Genomic DNA, 21476 nt, shown 5'->3' on the forward strand with positions numbered 1-21476 from the left:
ATGAAGTTCAACCAGATCAGCCGTTTCGGCGCCGCTTCCGTTCTCTCGCTGGCAGCCTGCCTCGGCCTTACCGCCTGCTCACGCGACTACACGGTCGGCTTTCTCTATGTGACCTCGTCCAAAGCCAGCACGACGACCAACCAGAACGGCGTACTGAATGAGTTCGGCATCGACTACCAGACCGGATCGCTGATCCGCCTGGCGTCGTCCGGCCAGGACACCGGCGGCCGCAACCCTGTGGCGCTGGCTATCACTTCTAACCAGAAGACCGTTTTCGTGGTGAACAAGGACGATAGCAACATCGTCAACTTCGCCATTGGTACGGATGGCAAGCTGTACGCACAGAAAACAGTCACTGTGGCGGGTTCATTCCCCACGGCGCTGGCCATCTCTGGCGACAGCAAGTTCCTGTACGTGACCTTCACCTACCAGCCTGGCTACACCACTGCGAACCCTGGCCCTGGCGGCGTGGAAGTCTTCCCGCTCTCCACGGATAGCAGCACCGGTATCGTCTCGCTGGGAACGCCGCTCTCCAACGGCGGCCTGAACTACTTCCCCGTCGGCTTCAGCCCGGCTGGCATCGCCGTTACGAGCAACGTGAATAACAACACGCCAAGCTCCATCAACGGCACCGACTGCACCGACACCAGCTGCTCGTCGTACGTCTACGTCATCGACCAGGACGGCAACACGACGAACAACCTGCTGGCATACCGTCGCACACTCAGCTCGGGTGTGATCACTGCCATCGGTCAGACCACGATCGCTCCTGGAACGGGCACCTCCACCGGTTACAATTCCGGCGTTCTGGCATCGGCCATCGCAGCTGTTCCGCTTGGCAACCGCCTGTACATCACGGACAAGAGCGCGAACCAGATCATCGGTTACACGATCCCGTCCAGCGGTGTTCCGCAGGCCATTCTGTCCGGTCCGTTCGCTACGCAGTCGCAGCCTGTGGGTCTTACGATTGATCCGCGTGGCCAGTTCCTGTACACCGCGAACTACAACTCCAACACTGTGGGCGCTTATGCGATCGCCAGCAACACCGGCGCTCTTTCCGCCACCAGCACTGGTGCTCAGTCCACCGGTGGTGTAGGACCGACCTGCGTGACCATTGAAAACGCGCTCGGCATCTACCTGTACACGTCGAACTTCCTGGACAACACCGTAGGCGGCCTGCAGTTGAAGCCCGCAACCGGTGAACTGGTGAAGATCCGCAACACGCCGTTCCCGGCATCATCGGGCCCCTCGTGCGCAGCGGCTGTCGCCAACGGAACCCACTCGACACAGCTAGTCACACAGTAAGCAACAAACCAGAACAGACGAAAGGGATGCGATCAACTCGCATCCCTTTCGCTTTTGGTCCTCAATTCCCTTCTCAGGTGGCTCGTCTACATCCATTTACTTTGTGGGTGGATTTGCATCAAGATCGATCTGATGGAGGACGCCTCCCACACCATCAAGGCTCGGATACCACTTAGGATCGCGGCCTTCGGGCGTCATGTCGAACATGGTCCACAGCGTATCTGGATCGGGCGCGCCACGTGGATCCTGTTCCGGGTCGTTCATCTCCATGCTCATCTCCGGAGCCCAGAAGTGATAGATACGCCCATTGCGACGAGCAAAGACGTTCATGCCAGGTACGTCAGCGTCCTCGGGTGAAACGTAGGTTCGCGTGTAAGCGCCATCGGAATCGGAATAAAGCTTCAGGAACTTCCAGCCTCGCTCTTTCTTCCAGTCCTCAAGCCGTTCGATGGGTGAACGCGCGAAGACAGCGAGAGAGGCCTTCTGCATGAAGTTGCGCGCTGCCGCTTCCCATGACGACAGCATCGACGTGCACATGGGACAGGGGCGCTTACGCTGCGGGCCATACATGTAGCTGTAGACCAGAAGTGTGTCCTTATCGCCAAAGAGGCTGGAGAACTTCACCGGTCCATTGGGTCCGACGATGGTGAAGTCTTCCGGGATTTCGCCACCCATCGGCAGGGCACGGCGCTTTTCCGCAACCTCGGCGATGTGACGACGGAGTTCGATTTCTTCAGCCAGAAGTTTATTGCGAGCTTCGCGGTATGCGGGGGATTCGTTGGGGTGATGGGCCTTGTTCTTTGCGGCAAGTTCGGTAGCTGGAGTCAACGACATAAGGTGCGTCTCCTGAATGTGGACATTGTACACATTGCTATGTACGAAGGTCCTTTCAGAAAATACGAGGACGTTCATTGCCGCGAAACGTCGCCGATTTCTTCCACTACATCAAACAGTGTTTTCAGGCAGTTGTTTCTGGACAATTGCGTTGCAAAATCAGCGACACCACAATCGTGACTGCAAGGATCGCAAAGATGACCACAAGCGATACCAGCGGAGTGACTTCATACCACGGCGCGGCTAGCATCTTGGCTGCGGCGAAGGCCAGCACAGCCGCGAGTCCAAAGTGCAGATAGGCTAGTTTTTCAAGCGCGTGCGTGAGCACGAAGAACAGGCTGCGCAGTCCCATCACCGCGAGAATGTTCGACGTGTACGCGATGAAGGTGTGCCGTGTAATCGAAAGCACCGCGGGAATGGAATCAAGCGCAAACACGAAGTCTGCAAATGCAATGCCAACCAACGCTAAAGCAAGCACCGTGGGAATGCGTCGACCATTCTCGACAGCCGTGAAGGAATCCTGCGAGAGCGAAATGGGCTGGCGCTTCTCCAGCCACATCTGCCACTTCGGTTTCTTGGGATGTACGTGATCTTCCGGCATCACCAAACGCACTGCTGCGATAAGCAGAACAACCGCGAAGATGTATGTGACCCAATCAAACTTCTCCAGGATCACCACGCCAGCAAAGATGAATCCTGCGCGCATGACCACTGCGCCGAGAATGCCGAAAAAAAGGACACGGCGCTGTTTATCCGGCACAATGCGGAAGCTTTTGAAGATCAGCAGGAAGACAAAGAGGTTGTCGATGGAGAGCGATTCTTCCAGCGCATACCCTGCAAGAAATTCCTGCCCCAACTGCGGATGGAGTCGCAGATAGACATACGCTCCGAAGCCCGCCGCGCCCAGTATCCATAGGGCTGTCGCGGCATAGGAACGCTTGGGTGCGCTCTCTGGGGTCGTCTTATGCAGAAGCAGAACTTCCAGCGCCAACAAAATTAAGAGCAGGGCGTGGAAGACAATCCAGTCAATGGGCTGGGCGTTGGGCATCGGTCACATTTGATGGTAATGCTTTTGGAGGCAAGTCAACGAGATAGCCTCTCAATCACGCAAGAGAAAACCCCGTTCGATGTCATGAACGGGGTCGATCTTTTGATGGAAGAAGACTACTTACCTTCGGTCAGTTCTTTCTTCTTTGGCGCCACAACAAAGGCCACGCCAATACTGAGCGCGTAAAGCACAAGCATGGGTGATGCGAAGAGCGTCATGCTGAGCGCATCGGGCAGCGGACAGATAATGGCCGCGATGACGAAGATGATCAGGATGGCGTAACGCGCGTGGCGAATGAGGAACTTGCCATCAACGATGCCGAAGATCGCCAGGAAGAAGATCACGATCGGCAGTTCAAATGTGATGCCCAGGCCAAAGATGATCGACAGGAAGAAGCTGTTGTAATCCTCAATCGTGATGATGGGGAGGAAGCGATGGCCGAAGTCGCCGATGAGAATCTTCAGCGCCGAAGGCAGTACCCAGTGATAGCCGAACCATGCGCCGCCAAAGAACAACGTAACGGTGGCCAGCATGAACGGGATCACATATTTCTTTTCGTTCTGATACATGCCCGGCGAGATAAACAGCCAGAGCTGATACAGAATGTACGGCGCTGCGATGATCGCTCCACCATAGAGCGAAGTCTTCAGATACAGGTTAAGCGGATCTGTGGGATGCGTGTAGTGCAGCTTATAGTTCAGCGAGTCGATCGGGAACGTGACGATGCTGAACAACTTCTCGTGGAAGATGTAGGCGATGGCGAAACAGATCAGCAATGCAACGACGGAGTGGATGAGACGGGAGCGCAACTCAGTGAGGTGCTCCATCAGGCTCATGCCGGGGAGTTCGGCGCGTTCGTGTACAGCTTCGCGTGCTTTTTCGATAACGTCTGGCATTCCGTCTTTCTTACGTATCAGTCGTTGAGTCGGTGGGCGGCTTCAGTGTCGGCCGGAACAAGTTCATGAATCTCTTCGCGGGGTTCTTCGCTGCTGATGCCAGCCTCGGAGGTGATCTCCTGATGCTCGGTATGCTCGGCTGCAGCGAAGTCCGGCGTGGGATAGCTGCCCGCTTCTGTCGGAAGTCCGGTGGAGGGTGGCATCATCTTCAGTGACCCAGCCTCAGCAATGGGCGTAGCTTCTGCGGCAGCAACTTCCGTGCCTTCGGCAACCGTTTCGCCGGCAGGTGTCTCAGAGACAGGGCCAGCAAGCGCGGCCACCTTTGCCTCGTGTTCCTTCTGCTCTTCCACGCGCAGTTCATCTTCCATCTGCATGCGGAATTCGTTGGAGGCGCGGCGGAACTCAGCCATCAGTTTGCCAAGCTGGCGCGCCAGTTTGGGCAGGTTCTTCGGACCCACCAGAATGAGGGCCAGAATGAAGATGACAACGGAGTCCTGAAAGCTGGGCATCGTGACTGTAAGGATAACAAGATGGAAGCGCTGCGGGATACGCGGCGATGACGGTTTACTGCAGTTTGTCGCCGCGGGTGAAGCGTTCATCCAGCGGTTTGCGCTCATCCCACCCGGCTTCGGCTGCGTGCCACTGGGTAATGTTCTTCTCGCCCTGCAGCCAGCACAGCATCACAACCTCGTCGCCCAGTTGATACGGAAACTCAAGCAGACCAGTGGCCAGGTCACGAACCTCCACGCCAATGGCTTCAATCTCTGCCAGCGTGTCCTTGGCCTGGGTGACGGCGGCAGTGTGTTCCGCCTTGATGCGGGATACTTCCTGCAAATCCACGCGTAGCCCACCAGACAGGAAGATGGCCTGGGACAGGCCTGCCAACGCGTTTTCGCGCACGGTGGCCACTGAGGCAGCCTCCTGTGCACGTTGCAATAGAGAATCCAGCACGGGAAGCAGCGTTTGTGCTTCGGGAAGAGTAAAGGTACGCATTGGGTTCTCCTTTCAGCAGAAGTACTTCGCGCAAGAATACGGCTCACGGCCCGCAAGTTCAACCAAGGGAGTTTCATCCTATGCGCATCGACGTGTCGGGGTGGAGCAAATTCATACCCGTGGTGGCCGGGTATCTGTCTTGACACTGCCAGTTGGGGCATTTCTACTAAATGGTGATATGCCTGAGACTCTCCGATCCTTCCGTGAACTCTGCGCCCGCCACGGCATCGCGGTGACGCATCAGCGGCAGGTGCTGTACGAGACCATGCAGGGCATGTACGGCCATCCCTCGCCGGAAGAGGTCTTTGAGGCGGTAAAGCAGCGCATTCCGTCCATCTCGCTGGCTACCGTGTACAAGAACATCCATCTTTTCGTGGAAAGCGGCGTGTTTCGCGAGCTTTCCATGCATCACGGAACGCTGCGTGTGGAGATGAACGATGTCCCGCACCATCACATGGTCTGCTCCGTGTGCCGTAAGGTTACGGATCTGCCAGACGGCGAGTTCGGCGCACCGCTCTTGCAGACGGCAATGCCCGGTGGCTTCCTGGTGGAGCGCGTTTCGATTGATGTGATTGGCGTTTGCCCGGACTGCCAGGCTCGGCCAAACTAAAGATTTTCCTGCGCGATTCCTTCCCTATTGCGTCCAATGGATTGACTTTCCCTGCTACCAGGAGTGGTGTTTTCTCCATGCTTCCGTTTCGTCGCGCGGTTCCGTTGTTGTTCTCTGGCCTTTTGCTCTTGAGTGGTTGCGGCACCGGCAAGTTCTTCACGCCGGAGACTGGCAATTCAGGAGGCGGCAACAGCGGTGGCGGTGGCACAGCATCCGGAAACTATCTCTTCGTAGCGAATCAAGGCGCAAATTCGGTATCGGGACTCAGCATTTCTTCCAGCGGTTCGTTGTCCACGTTGACCGGCTCCCCCCTGAACTTCAACTTCACACCAACAGCACTCACCGTGAGCCGCGACAACAAGTACCTATGGGTCGGAACGGTCTCGCAGATCTTCGGCTATTCCATCGGCAGCAACGGTGCGCTGACCTCGCTCAACAGCGGCAACGCCCTTACCAACGCAAACTGCGCGGACATGCAGACCTCGCCCGATGGCAAGTGGCTCATCGTGCTCGATGGCAGCGGTAATGCGCTGGATCTGTTCAGCATTGGCAGCGATGGCTCGTTGGCCATTGGGCCGAGTGGCGGCATTGGCTTCACAGTGTCAGGCACCGTAGTGCCCAAACAGCTTCGCGTTGCGCCCTCAGGCGCATTTGTCATCGCGGCCATGGGAACGGCAGGCGAACTCTTTTTCAGCTTCAACACGTCGACCGGCGCATTCCAATACCTGACGCAGACCGCACCGCCCAGCCTTACCAGCGACAACGCCATCGCCATCGACAGCACCAGCAGCTATCTCTACGAGGCGCGCAGTGGAACGAACCCCGGACTGGTGGTGAATACCATCACATCCAACGGCATCCTCACGCCCACCACATCGCAGACGTACACCACAGGCACGCAGCCTTACTCCGTGGTGCTGGATAAGACCAGCAAGTATGTCTACGTGGCGAATCGCGGCGACAACACCATCTCGGGCTGGTCAATTGACGCAAATGTGAAGTTGACGGCCATCAGTGGATCGCCATTCGCCTCCGGTGTTGCTGTGACGTCGCTGGGAGCCGATTCCACGGGCAACTACATCGCCGCGGCCGCGTACTCGGGCTCGCCAGATGTCACGTTGTATGGCTTCGACAGCACAACGGCGGGTAAGCTGAATTCCGTCGCAACAACGTCTACCGGCACAAACGCAAGCATTGTCGCGCTCTCCTATTAAAGGTTGCCTTGCGCCTCAGGCGTGGTTCGTTACACGACTCGCCAACGTGGCGATGCTATCCTCAGATGCAGTGCGGATGTTGCGATTGTCTCCATTTTCGGCCCGATTTGCGTGTGTTCTAGCCCTGGGATCGGCAGCCTCGTTTCTTTCCGGCTGCAATCACTTCAAGCCGAAGGTGCTGACGCATTACGTTTACGTAACGTCCAAGGCCACCTTCCTGCGCGACCGCATCGCGGCCGTATCAAACCGCACCGGCAACGTGGTCAACGGCCAGCGCCTTGAGATTCTGGAACAGAATCGCCGCTTCTATCGTGTGAAGACGGACAACGGCGAGATTGGCTGGATTGACGAGCGCGCCGTCGCCACGGAAAAAGTATCGGACGCATTCGAACAGCTCCAGAAAGATCATGCGAACGATCCTGTCGTCGCCACGGGCACGGTCAGCGACGATGTTTACCTGCACATTTCGCCCGGCATTCAGACCGACCGCTTTTATCGTTTGGCCGACGGCGACAAGCTGACGCTGCTGCAGCGCGCCTCCATCCAGAAGCCTCTGCCACCGGGACAGACCGTGGAAAGCATGGCACGCGCCAAAGGCATCCAGGTGAAGGAAGGCGAAGTGCTGAAGCCGCCCATGCAGGACTGGTGGCTGGTACGCGACTCCAAAAATCACACCGGCTGGATGACCAGCGGCTTGCTCAATACGGACGTTCCAGAAGCCATCTCGCGTTACGCCGAAGGCCAGCGGATTGTGGGCGCGTACATCATCAACAAGGTCATCGACCCCGAGATTGAGGGCGCCAGCAAAGAGGTGCCGCAGTACGTCACCGTCACCAGCCCCTACGAGGCCGGCCTGCCGTATGACTTCAACCAGGTCCGCGTCTACTCGTGGAATCTGAAGCGGCATCGCTACGAGACAGCGAACCGCGACAGAAACATCCTGGGCTACTTCCCGGTGAAGATCGGTACCGACCCCGGCACTCCCGCGCATGACCGCTTGCCCGGAACCGGCCCTGCTCCCACCTACGTCTACACGGTTCTGGCTGCCGGTGTTCCGGTGCCACAGGCCGATGCAAATGGCAGGTTCCTGGTTACGAAAGGCCAGCTTGTAACCAAGACCTATCGGTTAGAAGGCAACATCACGCGGCGTGTACTGCCGCCCGGAACGCAGCCACCCGCCGAGGCCCAGTTGCAGCCCGTCGAAAAGAAAGAAAAAGCAGGTAAGAAGCGGCGCTAGCAGCGATCCAACGTTTCTTCTGCATTTGGCGTCTTTCTCCCAATTGGGGAACGAGATGACGCGGTATGGCGTTCCAAGACAAGAACTTCTACCGATTCTGACCGTCTTGTACTTCATGCGCCTTTCGCTATGGCTGTGCGGTCTGACCCTTCTTTGCGCCGCACCGATAGGTGCCGTGGCGCAGGAAGCCGGACAACCCGCCTCCATGCTGGCAAAAGCGTCACTCGAGGGAACGATCCAGGACGGCGATGGCGCGCTGTTACCCGGAGCACGTGTCGAAGTCTTATCCGGAGGAGTGACCGCAGTCGCCTTCGCCGACGAAGACGGTGTCTTTCACGCATACGGCGTCACACCCGGCACCTACAGGCTGCACATCACGGCGATCGGCTTCTTTGCAGACACGCGCAGCGGCGAAATCCTTCCCGGAGAAGAGAAAGAACTGGACGCGATTGAGTTGCGCCCCGAAGGCAAGTTTGCGACCGTCACCGTAACAGCCACTGAGAAGGAGATCGCCACGGAGCAGGTGAACTTCGAAATGAAGCAGCGCGTGCTCGGCATCGTTCCAAACTTTTACGTGGTCTACGACGCGAACCCGGAACCGCTCACCAAGGGGCAGAAGTTTCACCTGGCATGGCGTTCCACGCTGGATCCATTTACGTTTGCCACTTCGGCCATCGTCGCGGGTGTGGAACAAAGCAATAACAGCTTCAGCGGCTACGGCACCGGAGCCTCGGGCTATGCAAAACGTTATGGCGCATCCTTCGCAGATGGTGCCATCAGCACATTCCTCGGCGGTGCCATTCTCCCGGTGGTCTTTCATCAGGACCCGCGCTATCGCTACCAGGGAACGGGTTCGATCATGTCGCGCACACGCCACGCCGCCGCCAGTGTGATCTTCTGCCGCAACGACCAGAACAAAGTGGTCTTCAACTATTCCAACATTATTGGGAACTTCGCCTCTGCAGGCATCAGCAATCTTTACTATCCCGCCAGCGACCGCAACGGAGCAGGACTAACGCTGCAGAACGCCGCCATAGGAACAGCCTTCGGCGTCTTCGGCGCCATCATGCAGGAGTTCGTGGTGCCTAAGCTAACACCCCACTTGCAAGGCCGCGACAAGCGCTAAGGAAAGATACATCCGTTGCGAGCGAGCCTAAACAGCTCGCTCGCAACGAAAACGCCTTAATTCACGCGCTCAAACACCACTACGGTTGAATCGTAGTCATCACGCATGTTCAACTGCACACCCGCGCCCATCAGCACTGCACCGCTCACCGTCTGCTCTCCGCGATACTTCTCTGCGTCCAGCGCACGCACGCGATACATAGCGTTCGCATCCAGTCCCTTCAAACGCACCGGCGGATACGCCACACGCAACCGCTGCGAATGCAGATACGCCAGCAGCACAGCCTGCGAACCATCACGAGACACATACTGCATCTGCGTCTCATCGCGATCCAGCGGCGACTGCAAACGATACTGCGCGCCCTGCTGCACCGTTGTACGAATCGTCTTGTAGAACGACACCAGCTTCGCGCTCAGCGCCATATCGGCATCGCTGAACTTGTTCAGATTGTTGCCAACGCCAAGCGCACCCTCCATCGCAACAACGAAGCGATACTGCAACGGAATACCGCGGCGCTCAGGATGCGAAACATCCGTCGTCCAGGCCACCATCACTTGCGGCGTATAGGCGTGGCTGAAGCCATACTGCAGGTCAAGCCGATCCAGCGCATCCGTGTTGTCGCTCGTCCACACCTCATCGGTGCGTTCGAGTATTCCTAAATCAACGCGGCCACCGCCACCGCTGCATGACTCAATCTCCAGCTTCGGATGCTTCTTCCGCAGGCGATCCAGAATCTCATACAGGTTCTGCACATACTTCACATTGATGGCCTTCTCCGCATCCACATCACGATGCGCCGCACTCGTACCCGGAGCCGTATCCCATCCCGGCTCGCTCCAGTTGCGGTTGTAATCCCACTTCAGATACGCAATGTCATTCTCAGTGACCAGCTTGTCCAGCCACTCAAACGTCCATTCCTTCACGTCTTCGCGCGCAAGATTCAACAGCAACTGATTGCGCTGTTCCGTACGCTGACGATCCGGCATCTGCATCGCCCACTCAGGATGTTTGCGATACAGATCGCTGTTCGGGTTCACCATCTCTGGCTCAACCCAGATGCCAAAGTCCATACCCAGCGAATGCACCTTATCAATCAGCGGTTTCAACCCATTCGGAAACTTCTGCTTGTTCAGATACCAGTCGCCAAGCCCGCGATGATCATCATTGCGTTCACCAAACCAGCCATCGTCAATCACGAATCGCTCAATGCCCAGCTTCGCTGCCTTCTCCGCCAGTTGCATCTGCATCTGGTCGGTAAAGTTCATCTCTGTGGCTTCCCAACTGTTGTAGACAATCGCGCGAGGCTTCGGCGGCTGCCCTGCTCCCTGACGAAGCGGCAGAATCTCATCCGTTTGAAAACGATGCAGCACACGCGACGCCGCACCCTGTCCACCATCGGTATAACCCGCATAAAACTTGGGTGTTTCCATCGACTGCCCTGCGGCCAGCGTCTCGTGGAAATCAAACGGATTGAATCCGCCCGTCACCTTCACCATGTGCAGGCTGGTGTCTTCCACCGTCATCCGCCAGCTTCCGCTCCAGCCAAGTTCACCAAACCAAACCGGCCCTGCATCTTCCGTCGTCTCATCCGTACGCCCAATCGCAAACCACGGATTCGCACGATGCGACGTGCTTCCCTTGCGGCTCTCCAGCACGCGTTCGCCTGCCTGGATCGTTTCTTGATGCAACTGCCACTCGCCGCCCCACATACCGGTAAGCCAGTTCAGGCTGTAGGCAGACTTCTCCGTCTCGGGGTACTGCGGCAGCGTCCACGTGGCGCTTGCAGCCTGCTCCAACTGCACCGGCGTCTTACCGGTGTTCTCAATGCGCGACCACCGCGCAATCACGCCCTCGGGATACGCCTTGTAGTACAGGTGAACGCGCAACGGCTGCGCCGTGTCCTTCAACACAATCTCAAGCTCATCCGCGCTCGTCTTCGCCGATTCAAACTTCAGAATCGACGTCCGATCGCCATTGCTGAAGTCCGCCTTCAACGCCGACTCCGTAAACAAACCCTCGCCCCACGCTGGATACTCCATCGGCATGGTTGAAATCTGTGGGTCAAACGAAGCGCGCTCCGGCGGAGCCTTCACCGCAGGCAGTGCCGCATTCGCGGGCAGCTTCGGCCCCCAGTACAGCGACTGCAACATGCCCAGGTCATTCACACCCACGGCATACGTCATCGTGCCCGCGCTCACAAACCACGTCTTCTTCGCGGCATCTTCACGTACCGCAACCTGCGCCACCAACGAGGAACTCGCCACAGCGCACAGAACCAGCGAAACCATCTGCTTCAGCATGTCAGCCACTCTATCGCGCCCCACACCCCGCTGGCGACCCTGCGATAATGGATTCATGAGCGATATCCGTGTTGAAGCTGCGTCCGCAAGCTATACCGTCCACGTGGACCGCAACCTTCTCGCATCCATCGCAGAGCGCACAGCGCCCCTCGCCAGGAAGATTTCGCAGGTCTTTATCGTCACCTCGCCTGAAATTGATCGCCTGTGGGGCGCTCCCGTCCGCAACGGATTTGAGACCCTCGGCAAACGGGTAACAACGTTACTCATCCCCGCAGGCGAATCGCACAAGCGCATGACCACCATTGAGCGTCTGCTGGAAGAACTGGCACAGCACGGAGCCGACCGCGACACGCTCCTCGTAGCCCTCGGCGGCGGCGTTCTCGGCGACATGACCGGCTTCCTCGCCGCCATCTGGATGCGCGGCGTGCCCTTCATTCAGGTGCCCACCACATTGCTCTCGCAGGTCGACTCCTCCGTGGGCGGCAAGACCGGCGCAAACCTCGCCGCAGGTAAGAACCTGGTAGGCGCGTTCTATCATCCGCTTGCTGTTTTCGCAGACCTCGACACACTCTCCACGCTGCCGCCCCGCGAACTCCGCGCAGGCCTGCAGGAAAGCGTAAAAGCGGGCGTCATCCGCTATCCCCAGCTCTTCGCATTCATGGAGCAGAACGCCGAGGCTATTCGCAACGGCGAACTCTCGGTACTGCAGCCGGTCATTGAAGACAGCATTCGCATGAAGGCCGAAGTCGTCGAAGCCGACGAACGCGAAAGCGGCCTGCGCATGATCCTGAACTTTGGCCACACCGTAGGCCACGCCATTGAAGCCGCCACAGGTTACAAGCAACTGCTGCACGGCGAAGCCATCGGCTGGGGCATGATCGCCGCTGTCCGCCTCGCGCAATCGCGCAATCTGCTTGATGAAGCCACAGCCACGCGCATCACAAAACTTGTGCATGCCTTCGGCCCTCTGCCTCCGTTTGAAGCAGAAGCACAGCATCTCGTCACACTCACGGGCTCTGACAAGAAGAAGCGCAGCGGCACACTCTCGTTCATCCTGCCCACCAGCATTGGCACAGTCGACATCGTGCGCGACGTCACCGAAGCAGAGCTACTCACCGCCGTTGAAACCATGCTCGCAGAGATGCGCACAGCAAACGCGGTGACTGCATGACCGCTCTGCAATCCGCGAAAGGCGCGCGTCCCGAAGGCGCAACAACAGACGAAGAAGCAGCCATCGCCGTACAAAAAATGTTCGATGAGATTGCGCCGCAGTACGACCGCGCCAATCACATCCTCAGCATGGGCATGGACCGCGTCTGGTGGAGCAGCACTGCGCGCTTCTTTGACGCAACACTGAAGCAGCCACAATCGCGCGTGCTCGACCTCTGCTGCGGCACCGCAGACATGACAGCAGCTCTGCTCGCTCGTCGTCATGCAAACGCAGAATCCATCCTCGCCGTCGACTTCTCACACGAGATGATCGAACGCGGTCGCATCAAGATGCAGGGCAAGCCCGTTGAGTTCATCGAAGCTGATGCTCTCAATCTGCCCATCGCAGACGCATCGCTTGACCTCGTCGTCAGCGCCTTCGGCTTCCGCAACCTCGCAGACTACAACGCTGGCCTGCGTGAAATCCGTCGCGTACTCAAACCCGGCGGACGCATCGGCATCCTTGACTTCTCCATGCCACCCGCGCCGCTGAAGCAGATGTACCGTCTTTACTTCCGCCATGTTCTGCCACACATCGGCGGCATGATCTCCGGCTCGCAGGATTCTTACGCATATCTTCCCGCCAGCGTAGAGCGTTTTCCCGCGCCAAAAGACTTCTTACGCATGATGGAAGCCGCGTCATTCCATGAAACGCGCTGGCAGCCATATCTCTTCGGCATCGCGGGCCTCTGGTCCGCAACCGCCTTGTAACAACTCGAACATCAGCATCCTGCATACTGGGTGCGGCATCTCATGAGTGAGCCGGGGACCCACGGCGAATTTCATCAACACAACACAGGAGCAACACGATGTCACAGGCATCCGCTTACGCCGCGCAGTCGGTAAAGACACCCCTCGGCCCCTTTTCATTTGAGCGCCGCGAGCCCGGCCCGAACGACGTTCTCATCGACATCAAGTTCTGCGGCATCTGCCACTCTGACCTGCATCAGGTGCGCGACGAGTGGGGCGGCGGCATCTTCCCCATGGTTCCCGGCCACGAAATCGCAGGCGTAGTCCGCGCCATCGGTTCTGCCGTCACGCACTTCAAGGTAGGCGATAACGTCGGCGTAGGTTGTTTCGTCGATAGCTGCCGTACCTGCGTGGAATGCACCGCGGGCGATGACAACTACTGCCAAGTAGGTATCACCCTCACCTACAACGGTCGCGACAAACAAGGCCAGCCTACGTACGGCGGCTACTCCGATCACATCGTTGTCGACGAGAACTACGTCCTCCACATCCCTGAGAACCTTCCGCTCGACGCAGCATCGCCGCTGCTCTGCGCAGGCATCACGCTATACAGCCCGTTAAAGCATTGGGGTGCAGGCCCCGGCAAGCGAGTTGCGATCATTGGTCTCGGCGGCCTCGGTCACATGGGCGTCAAGCTGGCACACGCCATGGGCGCACACGTCACCGTGCTGAGCCAGAGCATGAAGAAGGCCGACGACGCGAAGAAGCTCGGCGCTGACGAGTTCTACGCCATGAGTGATCCGGAAACGGTGAAGAAGCTTCACAACAGCTTCGACCTCATCATCAGCACCGTGGGCGTGGCCATGGACTTCACTCCGTACCTCACCATGTTGAAGAAAGACAGCACCATGGTTCTGGTCGGCGCACCCGAAGGCAACTCGGAACTCAACAGCTTCGGCCTTATCGCCAACCGCAAATCCCTCGCTGGTTCCATGATCGGTTCCATCGAAGAGACGCAGGAAATGCTCGACTTCTGCGGTCGCCACAACATAGTCAGCGACATTGAAGTCATCAACGCCGACTACATCAACGAAGCTTACGAACGCATGCTGAAGAGCGACGTTCGCTACCGCTTCGTCATCGACCTCGAGTCACTGAAGAAGTAAATCGCATTGGCAAAACGACAAAGGGCATGGCTCGCGCCATGCCCTTTCGTATTTATGAACACAGGCTATTTCTGCTGTAACACGCGGATCTCATATTCCAATTCGCGCCGGGTCTCTGCAATCACATCACGTCCATCCGCACCCACATACTCAAGCTCGTAGAAGCACGGAATCTTCCATCCGCGATCACGATTCATCTTCAGTATCTGCGCAGCAGGCGTTACACCATCACCAAACGGAACGCTGGCTCCATCGTTGGCTTTGCGATCATGCACATGCATGTTCGTGATCTTGTCATGAAGCGTTTCCAGCGCTGCTACCGCATCGAGACCACTTGCCGAATAATGCGCAACATCTAGGTTGATGCGGTACATCGACGACATAGCCAGCACCTGGCGGAAGTGATCCATCGTCGCAAGATCATCCGGATCCTTCGTCACCGCATGGTTATGAAATGCCACCATCACACCATGCTTCTCAGCAAAAGGAGCCACACGCTTTGCCACAGACACTTTGCTCGAAGCCGTAATCAACTTCAGCCGCAACGCCTTCGCCGCCATAAAGCCATGGTCAATTTCCGCATCCGTCATCGACGGCTCAAAGCTGTAGTTGTAAGAGAACAAGCCAATACGCGCAAAGTCGAATCGACGCCGAATCTCAGTGAAATGATTCGGAGGAGTATTCGTTCGCCACGCGCGTAGCGCACTCCTGCGGCTCTCCCGTTCGGCCGCCGAAAGCTGCTCTGCAGGCTGCGTCGCAGCACCACTCCACGGCGACCAGTAGCGCACCGGCAACGCAAACGGCTCTGCCTGCGGAGCCCACAGCTCCAGCAGATTCACCTTCAACTGGAGCGTGCCATCCAGGATGGTGTCAATCGCCTGCAGTCCGCCCTGCCGCACGTTGTGAAAGGTGTAGGTCTGCAATCCAAGCTGCACACCGCCCACTTCCAACGCCCACGATGGCATGGACAGTAGCGATGCCGCAGCGCCCATTCCCTTCAACACTTGCCGCCGATTCAGCATCTCTTCTCCTGCGTGCGTTTAGCTCAACTGCATATACGCGGGAATCGCGCATCCCACCAACACACAAAGCATCAGCAACACAGTGTCGCCAAGGGTCTGTTGATGAGGCATCTTGTTCCTTGCGCGGATCATCGCGAAGCAAAGCAATGCCGCGATCGCCGCTACGGTCACTGCAGCCAATGGCATCGTCGAGAAAAAGTACAGCCCAGTGCACGCTGCCACTGCGCCCGCCACAATCCACGACAATCCAAGCTGCAGATAGTAAGCGCGGCTCATGCGCGAGCCTTCCGTCAGCACGCCGCGTCCTTCGCGTGTAATCAGGAAGCCCAACACGAGGTGGACCGCAATCGCGGCGAGATATCCAAACACAATACCTGCAAACGCTCCCATGGACTGCCCTCCAAACTAATTGTCAGATGCCGACAGGATACGGCTTCTCATGCAGTTCTGCACCCGGATTCGCGTTGCGCTCAAAACGTCCTTGCAGCAGACTCAACAAACCGGTGTACCAATACCCCAGCACAAACAGCAGCAGGAACGGCACCGTGAAGTAATTCTCGCTGCTGAACGCATACCAGACCGTGAACGCGAAGTAACAACCAATCGCAAGTTCAATCCAGGGAATAATGCCCAGCCGCTTGCGATACTTCTTCGCCGCAACCGTCGCCTCGCCCTTCTTCTGCACGCGATACTTCGGCGTACGCGCAAACGCGCTCTGCACACCAAACAGCGCTTCCATCACAGCCTTGGTATTCGTGATGGTCAAACCAACACCCAGCGCCATCAGAAACGGCAGATACAGAAACGTCTTGTACCAGGTCTTCGGAAACAATTCTTTTTGCGACACAAGATAGAAGCTTGAGATCGACATCGTGCTCGCCATAAACAGCGGGAAGTCGATCAGCAACATCTGCACCCAGCCCTGCCACGAACGAATAATCATCGCCGGCATCAGCAACACGCTGAGCACAATCATCAGCGGATAACTGATGTTCGCCGTCAGGTGATACCACGCCTCCAGCTTCGTGTGCTTCGGTGCATCGCTGGCCAACACACGCGGCAAAATCTTCTTGCCGGTCTGGATCAATCCCTTCGCCCAACGCGCCTGCTGCGTCTTGAACGCAGTCATCTCAATGGGCAACTCCGCGGGACATTCCACGTCCTGCAGATACTTAAACTTCCATCCCTTCAACTGCGCGCGATAGCTCAGGTCCGTATCTTCAGTTAGCGTGTCATGCTGCCATCCACCGGCCTCATCAATCGCCGTACGACGCCACGCACCCGCCGTGCCGTTGAAGTTAAAGAACACACCCGCACGCGAACGTCCGCCATGCTCCAGCACAAAGTGCCCATCCAGCAGAATCGCTTCCACCTGCGTCAGAAAGCTATAGTTGCGATTCAGATGCGTCCAGCGCGTCTGCACCATGCCCACGCCCGGCTCTGCAAAATGGTTAACCACCTTATGCAACCAGTCCGTCGGCGGCACAAAGTCCGCATCGAAGATTGCAATCAATTCGCCCTTCGCCGTCTTCAAACCCGCATCCAGCGCTCCGGCCTTGTAGCCATGACGATCCGTCCGGTGCAGATAGTAGATCGGCTGCGGTGGCAGTCCTGCAGTGCCCTCCGCATACTTGCGCACAATCTCTGCAGCCACTTCATGCGTTTCGTCGGTCGAGTCATCCAGCACCTGGATCTCAAACCGATCGCGCGGATACTCAATCCGGCAGCAAGCATCCACCAGCCGGTCCACCACATACTGCTCATTGAAGATGGGCAACTGGATCGTCACAAACGGCAGTTCATTCTCCGCAAACTTCATCGGAGCATTCGTGCTCGTCGCTTCCTTCTTCTTGTTGCGGAAATACAGCCACACCAACTGGTAGCGGTGGATGCCGTAAAACGCCAGGATCACCATCACGATGAAGTAAGGAATCAGCAGTGCAATATCGAAGCTGTTCCAGTGATACATGCCCTTGAAGGTGTTCTGCATGTAGTGGGTCTTCCAGTAGTGCTGAAGACCGTGCTGCTGCTGAAACAGCAGAGTCAGGACAAGGGTGTGCATTGAGGTGAACAGAAGCATTGCTCCGCGGATAAAAATGGCTCCCCTGATTCTACCGGAGCAGGTCAAACCACCTGATAAATCGCAATTTGTGGGTGATAAAGCAAATGCCCACGCCTCCAGAATGAGACGTGGGCATTCAACAACCGCCAAAAGCCTACTTCAAGGGAACCGGAACAGCTTTTCCTGCGCCGCGTTCCGCAATCCACAGCGTGTTACCTGCAGGTTCCACACCGGTCGGCGTCTTCAAACCATCCTTGATCACCGTCACATGCGCGCGGTCGCCATCAATCGTCAGCGAAGCCACCATACCGCTGCCATTCGCCGCCACATAGATCTTTCCATTGGCCGCACGCATGCCATCCGGCCCCTTCACCGGCTGATCCATCCAGATGTCCACCGGAGCGCCCGCTTTACCGTTCGCGTCCACCGGGATGCGGTACAGCTTATTGAAGAACACGTTGTTGATGTACAGCACGCCATCCAGGAACGTGATGCCATCAATGCCATTCAGCACGCGGCTATCGGAAAACACCTCGGCAGTCGTCGCTCCGGCAGGCAGACGATAAATCTTGCCCACAGACGTGTCCGAGATATACAGCGCCTTATCCGGGCCAATGGCAAAGTCGTTGCAAGTGGTGTTATCGCCCGGCAGGTCCCAACGCAGCTTCTGCGTGCCGGTCTTCAGATCAAACCCACGCAACGCCGTGTGCCGCTGCGCCGGACGCGTATTCGGTACCGGCGTCAACTGGCACGTCCACAACGTGTTCGTCGCGCCATCGGCCAGCATGCCAAAGAAGAACGTTCCCGGGCCTTCGGCGCTCGCGTCCACAAACTTCTCTGCAGTCGTCGCACCGGGAGCCACCTTGTACACAAACGGCGAACTCGCGCTGCCCACATACAGCGTTCCACCAGGAGCCACCGTCAGGCTTTCCGGTTGCGACTTCTCATCGCCAATCACCACCTGTGCTGAGGCAATGCTTCCTGCCAGTCCCACACCGAAAGCCAAGCCAAGCGCAAGGCCGCGAACACAATTCATCGTCATAGCAGAACTCCGCAGAAAGGAAATCGAAAGGCCCGGAAGGGGGCAGACGAAGAATACCGCAGCCCAATCACCTATGTAACCCGCAAACGATAAAAGCCCTCCCGAAGGAGAGCTTTTCATCCAAACTACAAGACCTTAGTGCGAATGCACTTCACGTCCGGCCACACGGTCGTACATGTACTTGTCGCTGGTCGTGCCAAGGCTTTCGTTGTACAGCATGGTCGCACCCGCCGCATCATCCAGCTCCTGCTGAAAGTCGTGGATCGCACGCAGATGGTCCGCCGTGGCCACAATCTCCAGCTTCCCGGTCTTCAGAAACTTCTGGTAACCCTTGTCCACCAGGCTGGCAATCTGGCCATTCAGCACCCATCCGGCGCGCGAAACAATCTCTGCCGGTGCGGGCGCGGGCACAATCTTTTCGTTCGCCGCAGGGTTCGGCCGGATCTCAGCCGCAACGCCATACTTCGAAACGCGATACGTTCCCGAACCGCCGCCGCCCTGTGCAACATCAAATTTCTGCGAACCCAGCGCGGATAGAACATCGTTGAAGCTGCGCTTCTCGGTCTTCTTCTTGAAAAACATGGAACGTCCCTCGGGCGTTTTTCCGTTCGTCGACGCAAACGGGTTACGATTTACTTTCGCATATTGCAGGCAGGGAGAGCCAATCACATCACCATGGCAGCCACCGCAACCGACGTCTCAAAGCTAGGAAAAAGTGTCGTGGAGCGCATTGGGAACACCCCAATGCTCAACCTCACCAGGATTGTCAGCCACCTGCCCGGCATCACTTTGCTGGGAAAGGCAGAGTTCGCCAACCCCGGAGGCAGCGTCAAAGACCGCCCCGCCCTCTCCATTGTGCAGGCCGCCATGGCCGCCGGTGAACTGGGCGACGCCCAGCCCGAACGCGCCCTCCTGGACGCCACCAGCGGCAACACGGGCATCGCCTACGCCATGCTGGGCGCGGCGCTGCAGTTCCCCGTCACGCTCTGCGTCCCAGCCTCCGCCAGCCCGGAACGCAAGAAAATCCTGCAGGCCTACGGCGCGGAAGTCATCTTCACCCCCGCAGGTGACGGCAGCGACGGCGCCATCCGCAAGGTCCGCGAACTCTACCAATCTGAGCCGGACAAGTACTTCTACGCGGACCAGTACGGCAACGACAATAACTGGAAGGCCCATTACCGCACCACGGCCAACGAAATCTGGCAGCAGACCGAAGGCACCCTGACCCACTTCATCGCCGCCATGGGCACCAGCGGCACCTTCATGGGAAACACCCGCCGCCTGCGCGAGCTGAACCCCAAAATCCAGTGCATCAGCATGCAGCCTGACTCGCCCTTCACGGGCCTGGAAGGCCTCAAGCACATGCCCACGGCCATCGTTCCGCCCATTTACGACCCCAACCTGGCCGACCGCAACATCTGGGCTGAAACCGAACCCGCCTACGCCATGTGCAAACGCCTCGCCAGCGAACTCGGCGTCATGGTCGGCGTCTCCGCCGGTGCCAACGTCGACACCGCCCTCCGGATCGCGCAGGAAGAGTCAGACGCAGGCCGCGAAGCCGTCATCGTCACCGTCCTCTGCGACGGCGCGGAAAAATACCTCAGTGAACGCTTCTGGACCGAAAAGTAACTCTTGAAAAAGAAAAACCCCGTCGCCAGACGGGGTTTTCGTTTCCGTTCAAAATCAAGACTGCCCGCTACCGCTCTCAAACACCATCACCTTCGTTCCGGCACTCGAAGCCCGCATCGAATCCTGCGTCACCAGCAGCGTCACGCCCGGCGTCAACTCTCGATCCAGCGCCAAACGAAACTCCTCCGGCATCCGTACCCGAGCGCGTTCCGCCGCACTCATCTCCTGCCCCGGAGACAGCGTCTGCCCCGGCAGAGGCAACTGCAGCCAGCGGAAGTCCGCACCCTCAATCGACTTCAGCGTGAAGCCCATCGTCTCCGCTATCGGCCCATCAATCGTCACCGGACAAGACCCGATCAACACGCCATTCCGCAGCACCATCAGGCGCTTGTCCGCGCCGCTCAGCACCAGCGACATCGGCCCTGTGGGGCTCTTCTCCGGCCGCCACACCACACCGCCCGCCAGGGTGTTCTGGTCCACCGCCTGCGCCGCCTCCAACAAGTTCGGAGCGGGCGCAATCCTCGGCACCGCATCGCTATCGGTCACAACAACCGTCATGCCCAGCTTCGTCTCGCCATACAGCTTCTGCGCAAACGCCTTCGGCAACCGCACACACCCATGCGACGCCGGATATCCCGGCAGGTTCCCCGCATGCAGAGCAATGCCGCCCCACGTCAGCCGTTGCATATACGGCATCGGAGCGTTGTCATACAGATTCGAATGGTGCATCACCTGCTTCTGCAGCACCGTGAACACACCCGTAGGCGTCTCGTGCCCCGTCTTGCCAGAAGACAAGGTCGATACCGCAATCAAAACACCATTGCGATACACATAGCACCGCTGCAACGACAGGCTCACAATCGCCAGGATCGGCCCACTCGGAGCCAGTGACGGTGCCCAGAGAAACTGCCCCGGCTTTAACGCCCGTATCGCCGACTCCGCATCCTCTCCTGTCAATGGAGGCTCAGGCGGCAGTGGTGCTTTCTTCTGCGCGGGCAACCGCAAACCTATCAGCGAAACCGCAACCCCCGCCACCATCTCGCGACGCGTCCAGTGCATTCCGATAACCTCCGTAGCCAGAGCTTATCGCACC

Annotated in this window: 21 protein-coding genes; 9 read left to right on the forward strand and 12 right to left on the reverse strand. The window is 58.0% G+C overall.

The features are described 5' to 3' along the window. The gene (locus tag BLT38_RS12570) at positions 1-1305 is read left to right on the forward strand and encodes a lactonase family protein (RefSeq protein ID WP_083347078.1); all 1305 of its coding nucleotides are present in this window, start codon (positions 1-3) and stop codon (positions 1303-1305) included. Between the two features lie 96 nt (positions 1306-1401). Here the strand turns inward: BLT38_RS12570 and BLT38_RS12575 are convergent, their stop codons facing one another. The 5 genes from BLT38_RS12575 to BLT38_RS12595 form a co-directional block, all read right to left on the reverse strand. Then, positions 1402-2139, reverse strand: coding sequence for a DUF899 family protein (locus BLT38_RS12575; RefSeq protein WP_083345488.1), 738 nt, complete (start codon positions 2137-2139; stop codon positions 1402-1404). A 124-nt stretch (positions 2140-2263) separates the two neighbouring features. Next, positions 2264-3187 carry a TerC/Alx family metal homeostasis membrane protein gene (locus tag BLT38_RS12580; protein WP_083345489.1) on the reverse strand — a complete coding sequence of 308 codons (924 nt, stop codon included), beginning with the start codon at positions 3185-3187 and terminating at the stop codon, positions 2264-2266. 116 nt (positions 3188-3303) lie between these two features. Further along, a complete protein-coding gene (gene tatC, locus BLT38_RS12585; protein WP_083345490.1) occupies positions 3304-4083 on the reverse strand; it encodes a twin-arginine translocase subunit TatC in 780 nt (259 codons plus the stop codon). Between the two features lie 17 nt (positions 4084-4100). Next, on the reverse strand, positions 4101-4700 hold the full coding sequence (locus tag BLT38_RS12590) for a twin-arginine translocase TatA/TatE family subunit (protein ID WP_231966466.1): 600 nt from the start codon (positions 4698-4700) through the stop codon (positions 4101-4103). Beyond that, positions 4648-5076 (reverse strand): DUF2203 domain-containing protein, encoded by a 429-nt coding sequence (locus tag BLT38_RS12595; RefSeq protein WP_083345492.1) that lies wholly within the window; start codon positions 5074-5076, stop codon positions 4648-4650. Before BLT38_RS12595 ends, BLT38_RS12590 begins: the two co-directional genes overlap by 53 nt. Positions 5077-5254: 178 nt before the next feature. Here BLT38_RS12595 and BLT38_RS12600 point away from each other — a divergent pair, with 178 nt between their 5' ends. The 4 genes from BLT38_RS12600 (at position 5255) to BLT38_RS12615 (ending at position 9263) form a co-directional block, all read left to right on the forward strand. Beyond that, the gene (locus BLT38_RS12600) at positions 5255-5686 is read left to right on the forward strand and encodes a Fur family transcriptional regulator (protein WP_083345493.1); all 432 of its coding nucleotides are present in this window, start codon (positions 5255-5257) and stop codon (positions 5684-5686) included. 77 nt (positions 5687-5763) lie between these two features. Continuing rightward, positions 5764-6900, forward strand: coding sequence for a lactonase family protein (locus tag BLT38_RS12605; protein WP_083345494.1), 1137 nt, complete (start codon positions 5764-5766; stop codon positions 6898-6900). A 76-nt stretch (positions 6901-6976) separates the two neighbouring features. Further along, positions 6977-8137 (forward strand): SH3 domain-containing protein, encoded by a 1161-nt coding sequence (locus BLT38_RS12610; protein WP_083345495.1) that lies wholly within the window; start codon positions 6977-6979, stop codon positions 8135-8137. Between the two features lie 55 nt (positions 8138-8192). Continuing rightward, on the forward strand, positions 8193-9263 hold the full coding sequence (locus tag BLT38_RS12615) for a carboxypeptidase-like regulatory domain-containing protein (RefSeq protein WP_083345496.1): 1071 nt from the start codon (positions 8193-8195) through the stop codon (positions 9261-9263). A 56-nt stretch (positions 9264-9319) separates the two neighbouring features. On the opposite strand, the gene BLT38_RS12620 is transcribed toward BLT38_RS12615, so the two are convergent. Further along, positions 9320-11620: an alpha-galactosidase gene (locus tag BLT38_RS12620; RefSeq protein ID WP_231966469.1), complete on the reverse strand. Its 2301-nt coding sequence runs from the start codon at positions 11618-11620 to the stop codon at positions 9320-9322. On the opposite strand from BLT38_RS12620, the gene aroB reads away from it, so the two are divergent. The 3 genes from aroB to BLT38_RS12635 all read left to right on the forward strand — a co-directional run bounded on the left by aroB (position 11619) and on the right by BLT38_RS12635 (position 14628). Next, on the forward strand, positions 11619-12734 hold the full coding sequence (gene aroB, locus BLT38_RS12625; protein WP_083345497.1) for a 3-dehydroquinate synthase: 1116 nt from the start codon (positions 11619-11621) through the stop codon (positions 12732-12734). The genes BLT38_RS12620 and aroB overlap by 2 nt on opposite strands. Next, positions 12731-13483, forward strand: coding sequence for a bifunctional demethylmenaquinone methyltransferase/2-methoxy-6-polyprenyl-1,4-benzoquinol methylase UbiE (gene ubiE, locus BLT38_RS12630; RefSeq protein ID WP_083345498.1), 753 nt, complete (start codon positions 12731-12733; stop codon positions 13481-13483). The genes aroB and ubiE overlap by 4 nt, the downstream gene beginning before the upstream one ends. A gap of 98 nt (positions 13484-13581) precedes the next feature. After that, positions 13582-14628, forward strand: a complete 1047-nt coding sequence (locus BLT38_RS12635) for an NAD(P)-dependent alcohol dehydrogenase (protein WP_083345499.1) — start codon at positions 13582-13584, stop codon at positions 14626-14628. A 65-nt stretch (positions 14629-14693) separates the two neighbouring features. On the opposite strand, the gene BLT38_RS21195 is transcribed toward BLT38_RS12635, so the two are convergent. The 5 genes from BLT38_RS21195 to BLT38_RS12660 form a co-directional block, all read right to left on the reverse strand. Beyond that, positions 14694-15218 carry a sugar phosphate isomerase/epimerase family protein gene (locus BLT38_RS21195; protein WP_419865776.1) on the reverse strand — a complete coding sequence of 175 codons (525 nt, stop codon included), beginning with the start codon at positions 15216-15218 and terminating at the stop codon, positions 14694-14696. Positions 15219-15668: 450 nt separating this feature from the next. Then, the gene (locus tag BLT38_RS12645) at positions 15669-16040 is read right to left on the reverse strand and encodes a hypothetical protein (RefSeq protein WP_083345501.1); all 372 of its coding nucleotides are present in this window, start codon (positions 16038-16040) and stop codon (positions 15669-15671) included. A gap of 22 nt (positions 16041-16062) precedes the next feature. After that, entirely contained in the window at positions 16063-17730 is a 1668-nt protein-coding gene (locus BLT38_RS12650) for a cellulose synthase family protein (protein ID WP_083345502.1), read from the reverse strand. Between the two features lie 136 nt (positions 17731-17866). After that, positions 17867-18754, reverse strand: coding sequence for an SMP-30/gluconolactonase/LRE family protein (locus BLT38_RS12655; RefSeq protein WP_083345503.1), 888 nt, complete (start codon positions 18752-18754; stop codon positions 17867-17869). A 135-nt stretch (positions 18755-18889) separates the two neighbouring features. Then, complete coding sequence (locus tag BLT38_RS12660) at positions 18890-19336, reverse strand: hypothetical protein (protein ID WP_083345504.1); 447 nt, start codon at positions 19334-19336, stop codon at positions 18890-18892. Between the two features lie 93 nt (positions 19337-19429). Between BLT38_RS12660 and BLT38_RS12665 the strand changes: the two genes are divergently transcribed. Continuing rightward, on the forward strand, positions 19430-20383 hold the full coding sequence (locus BLT38_RS12665) for a PLP-dependent cysteine synthase family protein (protein ID WP_083345505.1): 954 nt from the start codon (positions 19430-19432) through the stop codon (positions 20381-20383). A 54-nt stretch (positions 20384-20437) separates the two neighbouring features. Here BLT38_RS12665 and BLT38_RS12670 read toward each other — a convergent pair whose 3' ends face one another. Beyond that, positions 20438-21442: a L,D-transpeptidase gene (locus BLT38_RS12670; RefSeq protein ID WP_083345506.1), complete on the reverse strand. Its 1005-nt coding sequence runs from the start codon at positions 21440-21442 to the stop codon at positions 20438-20440. Positions 21443-21476: the final 34 nt, after the last annotated feature.

The sequence above is a fragment of the Terriglobus roseus genome (genome assembly GCF_900102185.1).
Classification (GTDB): domain Bacteria; phylum Acidobacteriota; class Terriglobia; order Terriglobales; family Acidobacteriaceae; genus Terriglobus; species Terriglobus roseus_A.